General features: G+C 75.6%; 9 protein-coding genes. 3 read left to right on the top strand and 6 right to left on the bottom strand.

Features of this window, described 5'->3' with window-relative positions; all coding sequences use genetic code 11:
- The 3 genes from MNY62_RS24810 to MNY62_RS24800 form a co-directional block, all read left to right on the top strand.
- Positions 1–1,928 (top strand): Rne/Rng family ribonuclease (locus tag MNY62_RS24810; RefSeq protein ID WP_242347013.1); only part of this gene is annotated, 1,928 nt, incomplete at its 5' end.
- Positions 1,929–1,933: 5 nt separating this feature from the next.
- On the top strand, positions 1,934–3,232 hold the full coding sequence (locus MNY62_RS24805; RefSeq protein ID WP_242347012.1) for a YhjD/YihY/BrkB family envelope integrity protein: 1,299 nt from the start codon (positions 1,934–1,936) through the stop codon (positions 3,230–3,232).
- A 147-nt stretch (positions 3,233–3,379) separates the two neighbouring features.
- Complete coding sequence (locus tag MNY62_RS24800) at positions 3,380–3,751, top strand: HU family DNA-binding protein (RefSeq protein WP_242347015.1); 372 nt, start codon at positions 3,380–3,382, stop codon at positions 3,749–3,751.
- 81 nt (positions 3,752–3,832) lie between these two features.
- On the opposite strand, the gene MNY62_RS24795 is transcribed toward MNY62_RS24800, so the two are convergent.
- The 6 genes from MNY62_RS24795 to MNY62_RS24770 all read right to left on the bottom strand — a co-directional run.
- A complete protein-coding gene (locus MNY62_RS24795) occupies positions 3,833–5,854 on the bottom strand; it encodes an FHIPEP family type III secretion protein (protein ID WP_242347011.1) in 2,022 nt (673 codons plus the stop codon).
- Positions 5,851–6,882 (bottom strand): EscU/YscU/HrcU family type III secretion system export apparatus switch protein, encoded by a 1,032-nt coding sequence (locus MNY62_RS24790; RefSeq protein WP_242347010.1) that lies wholly within the window; start codon positions 6,880–6,882, stop codon positions 5,851–5,853. Before MNY62_RS24790 ends, MNY62_RS24795 begins: the two co-directional genes overlap by 4 nt.
- Positions 6,879–7,655, bottom strand: a complete 777-nt coding sequence (locus MNY62_RS24785; RefSeq protein ID WP_242347009.1) for a flagellar biosynthetic protein FliR — start codon at positions 7,653–7,655, stop codon at positions 6,879–6,881. The genes MNY62_RS24790 and MNY62_RS24785 overlap by 4 nt, the downstream gene beginning before the upstream one ends.
- Positions 7,652–7,918, bottom strand: coding sequence for a flagellar biosynthetic protein FliQ (locus tag MNY62_RS24780; protein WP_242347008.1), 267 nt, complete (start codon positions 7,916–7,918; stop codon positions 7,652–7,654). Before MNY62_RS24780 ends, MNY62_RS24785 begins: the two co-directional genes overlap by 4 nt.
- A 5-nt stretch (positions 7,919–7,923) precedes the next feature.
- Positions 7,924–8,595, bottom strand: coding sequence for an EscR/YscR/HrcR family type III secretion system export apparatus protein (locus MNY62_RS24775; protein WP_242347007.1), 672 nt, complete (start codon positions 8,593–8,595; stop codon positions 7,924–7,926).
- The coding region (locus MNY62_RS24770; protein WP_332842539.1) for a flagellar biosynthetic protein FliO at positions 8,592–8,933 on the bottom strand (342 nt) is incomplete at its 5' end. The genes MNY62_RS24770 and MNY62_RS24775, both read right to left, overlap by 4 nt.

Raw genomic sequence — 8,933 nt, 5'->3', positions numbered from 1 at the left:
CGCCGCACGCGGAGGCCGCCGAGGCGGCACCGCTCGCGCCGGAGGCCGGCGAGGAGGCTCCGCCCGCGACGGAGGCCGCCGAGGTCGCGAGCGCCATCGACGCGCCGCCGGCACCGCTCACGCCGATCCCGCTCACGCAGGAGATCGGGATGGCGGCCGTGCCCGCGCCGCCGCCCCTCCCCGTGCCGCCGCTGGCCGACGTGCCCGTCGAGACCGCGGCCCCGGCCGAGCTCCCGGCCACCACCCCGGCGCCCGTCGCGGGGCCCGCGCCGGAGGCCGCTCCGGTCGCCGACCGGATCCAGGCGCCGCGCGAGAAGGCAGACGCGCGCGAGGCCAAGGCGGACCGCGAGCAGAAGGAAGGCAAGGGCGACCGCGACCGGCGGCGCGACCGCGACGATCGCGGGCGGCGCGAGGGCCGGGATCGCGAGAACCGCGAGGGCCGTGAGGGCCGCGAGGGCCGCGAGCGTGGCGGGCGCAATGGCCACGAGCGCGAGAAGCGCTCCAAGGAGCCGAAGAACATCCAGGACCTCCTCAAGGAGGGCCAGGAGGTGATCGTCCAGGTCGCGAAGGATCCGATCGGGACGAAGGGCGCGCGCATCACGAGCCACATCTCGCTGCCCGGGCGTCACCTCGTGTTCATGCCGACGGTCGATCACATCGGCATCTCGCGCCGGATCGAGAAGGACTCCGAGCGTCGCCGGCTGCGCGAGATCGTCGATCGCATGCGGCCGGACGGGACGGGCTTCATCGTCCGCACCGTCGCGGAGAACGTGGAGGCCGGGAAGCTCGAGGCGGACATCCGCTTCCTCATCCAGGTCTGGAACGAGATCATCCGCACGAAGGACAAGGTCTCCGCGCCGGCGCTCCTCCACGGCGATCTCGACCTCATCCTCCGCGCGACGCGCGACCTGTTCACCGCCGACGTCGGCAAGCTCGTGATCGACGACCGCGACGAGTACGAGCGGATCCTCCGCTTCGTGCACGAGCAGGCGCCGCACCTCGAGAGCCAGATCGAGTACTACCGCGGCGAGGAGCCGATCTTCGACGCGTACGGCATCGAGCAGGAGCTGAAGCGCGCGAGCCAGCGCAAGGTCTGGCTGAAGAGCGGCGGCTACATCATCATGGATCAGGCGGAGGCGCTCACCGCCATCGACGTCAACTCGGGCCGCTACGTCGGCAAGAAGAACCTCGAGGAGACGATCACCAAGATCAACGTCGAGGCGGCGAAGGAGATCGTCTACCAGCTCCGGCTGCGCAACATCGGCGGCATCATCATCATCGACTTCATCGACATGGACAAACCCCAGAACCGCGACAAGGTCTTCAAGGCCTTGCAGGACGCGCTGGGGCGGGACAAGGCGAAGACCAACGTCCTCAAGATCTCCGAGCTCGGGCTCGTGGAGATGACGCGCAAGCGCGTGCGCGAGTCGGTCACGCGCGTGATGAACGAGCCGTGCAGCTACTGCGAGGGCAAGGGGCACATCAAGTCGAAGATCACGATCGCGTACGAGATCTTCCGCGAGATCCGGCGCGAGGCGGGGCACTTCCCCGAGCCCGTGCTCGTCGTGAACGCCCACCCGGAGGTCGCCCGCATCCTGCAGGGCGCGGAGCGCGAGGAGCTCCGCTACCTGATGGATCGCTTCAACAAGACCATCGAGGTGAAGGCGCAGTCCGGGTATCACCAGGAGCAGTTCGACATCTACGGCCGTCAGCAGCGCGGGGATCAGCCGCGCGAGCGGGAGCGGGAGCGCGGGCGCGGCCGGGATCGCGGCGGGGACCGCGACCGTGGCGGGGACCGCGACCGTGGCGGGGACCGCGACCGGGGCGGTGATCGCGAGCGCGGCGGGCGCGGCAAGGCGGCCGAGGAGCCGCCGGACACCGCCGGCAGCGCCGGCAGCGCCGGAAGCTCGGGCGGCGAGGAGCGCTGACGGGGATGACCGGTCCGGGCGAGACGCGGGAGCGGGTGGTCCGCGTCCTCCGGGCCGGCTGGAACGCCGTCGGGACCGCGCTGCGGGTCCTCGACAGCGACGCCGTGCGCCTGCGGGCGATGGCGCTCACCTACATCACGCTGTTCGCGCTCGTCCCGGCCCTCGTCGTCGCCTTCTCGGTGGTCCAGGCCTTCACCGGGGTGGCGAAGATCGAGGAGCTCGTCCACGAGTTCCTCATCTCCAACCTGGCCGTCGGCGCGCGCGACACGCTCGAGCCGTACCTCCAGCGCTTCGTGAACAACGCGCACGCGACGAGCGCCGGGCTCGTCGGCGGCGCGCTCCTCGTCTGGTCGGCGATCTCGCTCTTCACGAACGTCGACGCGGCGCTGAACGACATCTGGGGCGTGCAGCGCCGCCGCCCGATCGCGCAGCAGGCGGTGATCTACTGGATGGGGATCACCCTCGGGCCGCTCCTGCTCGCGGGGTCCCTCACGCTCGCCGCCACCGGCCGCGCGTTCCTCGCCAGCACCGGCATTCGCGCGCTCGCGGTCGCCGGCGGCGCGCTCCTCACCTGCACGTTCTTCTCGCTCATCTACCTCCTCGTTCCCTACACGAAGGTCCGCATCAAGTCGGCGGTGATCGCCGGCCTGGCCGCGGGCGTCGCGTGGGAGGTCGCCAAGTGGGGGTACGCCCTCGGCATCGGCGGCATCGTCCGCTACCACGCGATCTACGGCTCCGTCGCGGCGATCCCGATCTTCATCTTCTGGCTGTTCGTCTCCTGGACGATCCTCCTCTTCGGCGCGCGCCTCGCGTTCGTGATCCAGTACGCGACCGCGCTCATCCACGGGGCTCCGCAGCCGTCCTCCCCGACCGGCAAGGAGATCCTCGCGGGGCAGGCCATGCTCCAGATCGCGAGGGCGTTCGACCGGGGCGAGCCCGCGCCGGACGCCGGGGACGTGGCGAGCCGGCTCGGCTCGGGCGCCGAGGAGGCCGGCGAGGTCCTCACGGGGCTCAGGAACGCCGGGCTCGTCGTCTCCCTCACGGACGGGGGGCTCGTCCCCTCGAGGCCGCTCGAGCGGCTGACGCTGCTCGACGTGCGCCGCGCCATCGTGGGCGGCGCCTCCGACCTCCCCCACACCCGCGGGCCAGTGGCCGGGATCATCCGCGAGATCGAGGAGCGCTCGGAGGAGCGCCTGGCCGCAGTGAATTTCCGTGAGCTGTGCGATCAGAAGGGCGCGACGCAGGCCCTGCCCGCGGGGTCTCCCACCGGGGAAGCGGCCGAGCGGCCGGCGCGGCGGGCGTAGTCAGGAGCCCGATTCTCGCCGCTCCAGTGCGCAGAACTGCGCATGCCGTTGGAACCCTTGCTGATTTCGGAGGCTTCGGCTAGGCTCCCCTCAACCTCGAGGGGCTTGCCGAGCCTTGCGGGCCCTCAGCTTTCGTCCGGAGTGCCGATGCTGAAGTCGGATCTCATCAACATCCTCGTGGTCAAGCGCGGCGTCACGCAGAAGCAAGCGGAGTCCACGATCGAGACGATCTTCGACTCGATGAAGGACGCGCTCTGTCGCGGAGAGAACATCGAGATCCGCGGCCTGGGCGCCTTCCACGTGAAGCACTACGACGGGTACCAGGGCCGTAACCCCAAGACCGGAGAGGTGATTCCGGTGAAGCCGAAGCGCGGGATCCTGTTCCGCACCGGCAAGGAACTCCGGGACCGCGTGAACCGCCCGGAGGCGCTCGCGAAGCCGCTCGAGCCCGACGACGAGGACGACGGGAACGAGGGGAACGAGGGCGACGGCACCCCGCCGGTGGCCGCCGGCGCCTGAGGCGGGACTCGGCGGGATCATCGACGCTCGCGGGCCGCGGCCAACCTGCCGCGGCCCGGCGTGTTTTCGGATCGCCTCCCCTCAGGCGGCCAGCGCGAGCCTCCCCACCGGGCGCACCTGAAGCTCGGGCGGGAGCTCGTCGAACGTGAGCACGGCCACCCGCGGGAATCGCGGCGCCACGAGCCCGCGCAACGCCCGCCGGACGTCCGCGCTCGCAAGGATCACGGGCGGTTCGGCGGCGCCGCGCGTCTCCGCGTCCAGGGTGTCGAGCAGCGCCTGCGCGGCACACGGGTCGAGGGCGAGCGCCTCACCGGCGAGGGCCTCGCGGATCGCGCGCTCGGCGGCGGGATCGACGAGCAGCGCGGCGAGCGGCTCGCCACGCCCGAAGCGATACGCGATGTGCCGCCGGAGCGCCCGGCGGCAAGCCTCGGCGAGCGCGGCCGCGCCGCGTGTCGGCCCGCCAGCCTCCAGGATCGCCTCGAGGATGGTGCGGAGCGGCCGGATGGAGACGCCCTCCTCGACGAGCCGGCGGAGCACCTCGGCGAGGAGCGCGGGCGGGAGCTGACGGCTCGCCTCGCGGACGAGCGCGGGCGCGACGGGCTCGAGCGCGTCGAGGAGCGCCTGCGCCTCCTGGAGGCCGACGAGGTGGTGCGCCGCCCCGCGGAGCGCGCCGCCCGCCTCGGCGACGACCCGCTCGATCGGGCCGAGCACGGGCCCGAGCGCCGCCGCGCGGGCGGCGTCCGCCGCGGCGATGACGGCGGCGGGACGGCCGCTCACGGGATCGACGGCTGCCGTCGCGCCGACCCCGACGAGCGCGAGCTCCTCCGCCGCCACGAGCGCGACGACCTCGCCCTGCGGGGCGGAGCCCGACGCGACCGGCACGTCGTCGACGAGGAGCGCCCATCCCGCGGGCGGAAGCGGCGCGGGGCGCAGGACGACGCCGGGGACCTGCACGCCGAGCTCGCGCCAGAGCTGCTCGCGGAGCGCCGCGAGCGCGTCGCGCATCGCGCGTCCGTCCTCCGCGCGCGCGGCGGCGAGGAGATCGTCGGCGAGCTCGAGGACGACCGGGGCGGGCGCGGCGAAGGGATCGACCGGATTCGCGGACGCCTCGGCGGGCGCGGCCGCCAGGCGCGCGCGCCTGCGGGCGAGGTGGAACGCGCCGCCCGCCGCGGCGGCGGAGAGCGCCGCGAACGGCGCGGCCGGCAGCCCCGGGGCGAGCGCGAGGGCGGCGAGGAGCGCCGACACCGTCGCGAGCGCCGCCGGCTCGGCGGCGAGCTGGCGGCCGATCTCGCCGCCGAGCGAGCCGCCCTCGTCCTCCGCCGCGACGCGCGTCACCGCGACGCCGGCCGAGACCGCCACGAGGAGCGCGGGGAGCTGCGAGACGAGGCCGTCGCCGATGGCGAGCAGCGCGTACCGGCGCGCGGCCGCGCCGAGGTCCATCCCGCGGAGCGCGCCCGCGACGAGCCCGCCGGTCACGTTCACGAGGACGATCGCGACGCCCGCGATGGCGTCCCCCTTCACGAACTTGAGCGCGCCGTCCATCGCGCCGTAGAGCTGGCTCTCCCGCTCGAGCGCCCGCCGCCGCCGGCGCGCCTCGCCCGAGTCGATCGCGCCGGCGCGGACGTCCGCGTCGATCGCCATCTGCTTCCCGGGGAGCGCGTCGAGCGTGAAGCGCGCCGCGACCTCCGCCACGCGCTCCGCCCCCTTGGCCACGACGAGGAGCTGCACGAGCGTGAGGATGGCGAAGACCACCGCCCCGACGACGTAGTTGCCCTGCACGACCACCCGCCCGAAGGCCTCGATGACGCGCCCGGCGTCTCCGCGTGAGAGGACGAGGCGCGTCGACGAGACGTTCAGCGCGAGGCGGAACAGGGTCGTGAGGAGGAGCAGGGTCGGAAAGCTCGCGAACCGCAGCGCGTCCCTCGCGAAGAGCGTCACGACGAGGATCGTCGCCGCGACCCCGAGGTTGAGGGCGAGGAGCGCGTCGAGGGCCGAAGGCGGGACGGGCGCGACGAGGAGGAGCACGACGGCGAGGACCGCGACGGCGAAGACGGCGTCGCCGGCGCCGCGGACGCGGGCGAGGATCGAGTGCAGGCGGGTCATGGGGTCTCCGTGAGGCCGTACAGGTGGGCGAGGACCGCGGCGGCGGCCTCGTAGAGCTCCTCGGGGATCTCGTCGCCGACGTCGGCGAGGCGGTGGAGCGCGCGCGCGAGCGGCACGTTGCGCACGATCGGCACGCCGGCGCGCCGCGCCGCGGACCGGATGCGAGCGGCGGCGAGCCCCGCGCCCTTCGCGACGATCCTCGGCGCGTCATCGCCGTCGCGATCGTGGCGCAGCGCCACGGCGACATGGGTCGGGTTCACGACGACGACCGTCGCCCGGGAGACGGCGCCGGCCTCGACGAGCGCGCGGTGCAGCCGGCGGCGCTCCGACCGGTGCGCTGGGTCGCCCTCCTCCTCCTTGTGCTCGCGTCGCACCTCGTCGCGGGTCATGCGGAGCGCGCGCCGGTGGCGGAGGCGCGCGAGCCCGAGATCCGCGAGGCCGATGAGCGCGTAGGCGAGCACGAGCCGCGCGGCGAGGCCTCCGAGGAGCGGCAGCGCGGCCCAGAGCGCGCGGGCGTCGAGGCGGGCGAGGCCGGCGAGCGTCGGCGCGGCGCCGCGGAGCCACGCCGCGGCGATGAAGAGCAGGATCGCCGCCTTCGCGAGCCCGAGCAGGACGGCGAGCAGGCTCGCCGGCGAGAGCAGCCTGCGCAGGCCCTGGAGCGGGCTCACGCGATCCGCCCGCGGCACGAGCGCGCCCGGCGCGAACGTGAAGACGGCCTGGAGCGCGCCGGCGAGAACGGCCGCGCCGAAGGCGGCGGCCGCCGGCGCGAGGGAGAGGCGCGCGACCACGACGAGCGCCGCGTGAAGGGCCGCGGCGGGGACGACGGCCGGGTCGGCTGCCGAGGCGAGCTGGGTGCGCAGCAACGTCGCGAGCTCGCGCGCGATGGCGCCGCCGGTCGCGGCGAGCGCGACGAGCCCGCCGAGGAGCGCCGCGGCGCCGGTGAGCTCGCGGCTCTGCGCGACCTCTCCGCGGCGGCGCGCGTCGCGGAGGCGCTTCGGGGTGGGAGCTTCGGTCCGGTGGCCGCTCACGGCGCCATCCCCGCGACCGCCTCGACCGTCCGGCCCGAGAGCGCGACCATGGCGGCGAGCCGCCCGCCCGCGACGCCCGCGCTCGCCGCGAGCGCTAGGAGCCCCAGCGCGGCGCGGGCCGGCTGCGCCGCGTTGACGGCCCCGAGCTGGGGGGCGACGCGGGCGACGAGCGCGACGGCGAGATCCGCGGCGAGGACGCCCGCGGCGGCAGGCGTGGCGATGGCGACGGCCGCCGCGACGAGATCGGCGGCCGCCGCGAGGACGGCGGGGAGGGCCCGCGCGAGCGCGAGGGGCGCCCCCGGCGGCACCGCCGCGAAGGTCGAGAGGAGCCCGTGCACGACGAGCCGGTCGCCGCCCGCCCACGCGGCGAGGACCACCACCCAGTGGGCGAGGAGGTCGCCCGCCGCGCTCTCGCGCTGCCGGATGGGCGCGACGTGCAGCTCGGAGAGCGTCGCGCCGCGGAAGGTGTCGGCGAGGCGGCCCGCCGCGCGCGCCGCCTCGACGGGCGCGCTCACGAGGAACGCGAGGATCGTCCCGAGCGCGAGCTCGCGGACGCCGCCCGCCGCGAGCGACAGCGCGTCCGTGGCAGCCGGCGCCGCGCCCGCCGCGGAGACCGCCGCGCCGAGGCCCGCGGCGAGCGCGACGCGTACCACCGGCGGCACGAGCGGGCCGCCGAGGAAGGGCGACGCCATCGCGACCGGAAGGAGGCGCAGCGCAGCGAGGAGCGCGCCGGGGGCGCGGGCCGCGAGCTCGGGCGGAAGGAGCGGGGTCACTGCGCGATCCGGGGGAGGAGGTCGAAGCAGCTGCGGGCGAACTGGACGACGCGGGCGCCGATCCAGGGAGCGGCGACGGCGAGCGCCACGAACACGGCCGCGAGCCGCGGCACGACGCCGACGGTCGGCTCCTGGATCTGCGTCGCCGCCTGGAGCACGCCGGTGACGAGGCCCACGGCGAGCGCGGCGAGGAGCGGCGGCGCGGACACGGCGAGGACGAGGAGGAGCGCCTCGCGGCCGACGTGGAGGAGGGCGGGATCCATGGCGGTCACCCGGCGTACGAGAGCGCGAGCGCGCGGGCGAGGAGCTTCCAGCCGTCGACCGCGACGAAGAGGAGGAGCTTGAACGGCAGGGCGACGGAGGTGGGGGAGAGCTGGGTGAGCCCGAGCGCCAGGAGCACGTTCGAGACGACGAGGTCCACGACCAGGAACGGGACGAAGACGAGGAAGCCGATCGTGAATGCCCGGCGCAGCTCCGACACCACGAAGGCGGGGGCGAGGACCGCGAGCTCCTGCTCGCCGGGCTGTGGCGCACCGGGCCCGCGCAGCCTCCGGGCGACATCCGCGAACGCCGCGCGGTCGTCCGCCCGCGCGAACCGCGCGAGGAAGCCGCGCAGCGGCTCGGCGCCGCGCTCGACCTGCGCGAGCGTGCCCGCGATCCCGCGCCCGGCTGGGGCAGCGCGCATCTCGGCGATCGCGCGCTCGCCGACCGGCGCCATCACGAGCGCGGTCAGCACGAGGGCGAGGCCCGTCACCGCCGTGTTCGGCGGGACCTGGGGCGCGCCGAGCGCGGAGCGGGCGATGGAGAGGACGACCACGATCTTCAGGAACGAGGTGAGCATCACGAGCGCGGCGGGGACGACGGCGAGGGCGGCGAGCAGGACGAGCAGCTCGGCGGGTCGGTCCGCCACGGGGCCGGCGGCGAGGGCGAGCGGGATCACGGCGCGCTCCCTTCCGCGGAGGACGCCGAGGTCGCGGCGAGGAGCTGGACCCCCGCCGAGCCGTAGCCCACGACGAGCCGCCGGCCGTCCACCTCCACGAGCGCGCCGCCGGCGTCGCGCGCGAGCGAGGCGCGGGAGACGATCGCGAGCGCGGGCGCCGGCGCAGGAGCCGCGCGGCGGCGTGCGAGGACCGCCGCGGCCCAGAGCGCAGCGGCCACGAGCCCGGCGCGGGCCGCGACCGGACCGAGCCCGCCGGGTGCGAAGGCCAGCGCCGTGGCGGCGAGCGCCGCGCCGGCGACCGGCAGCGCGAGGCGGCGAGACCTCCCGGGCGTGTGGCC

Origin of the sequence: Anaeromyxobacter terrae (assembly GCF_022690685.1) — a bacterium.
Lineage (GTDB): Bacteria > Myxococcota > Myxococcia > Myxococcales > Anaeromyxobacteraceae > Anaeromyxobacter > Anaeromyxobacter terrae.
The sequence above is the reverse complement of the archived record's forward strand: the minus strand, read 5'-3'. Positions and strand labels throughout refer to the sequence as shown.

Excerpts from the sequence above, each read along its gene's own strand:
- MNY62_RS24805 (WP_242347012.1), top strand. The coding sequence starts at position 1,934 with ATGACCGGTCCGGGCGAGACGCGGGAGCGGGTGGTCCGCGTCCTCCGG.
- MNY62_RS24800 (WP_242347015.1), top strand. The coding sequence starts at position 3,380 with ATGCTGAAGTCGGATCTCATCAACATCCTCGTGGTCAAGCGCGGCGTC.
- MNY62_RS24795 (WP_242347011.1), bottom strand. The coding sequence starts at position 5,854 with ATGACCCGCCTGCACTCGATCCTCGCCCGCGTCCGCGGCGCCGGCGAC.
- MNY62_RS24780 (WP_242347008.1), bottom strand. The coding sequence starts at position 7,918 with ATGGATCCCGCCCTCCTCCACGTCGGCCGCGAGGCGCTCCTCCTCGTC.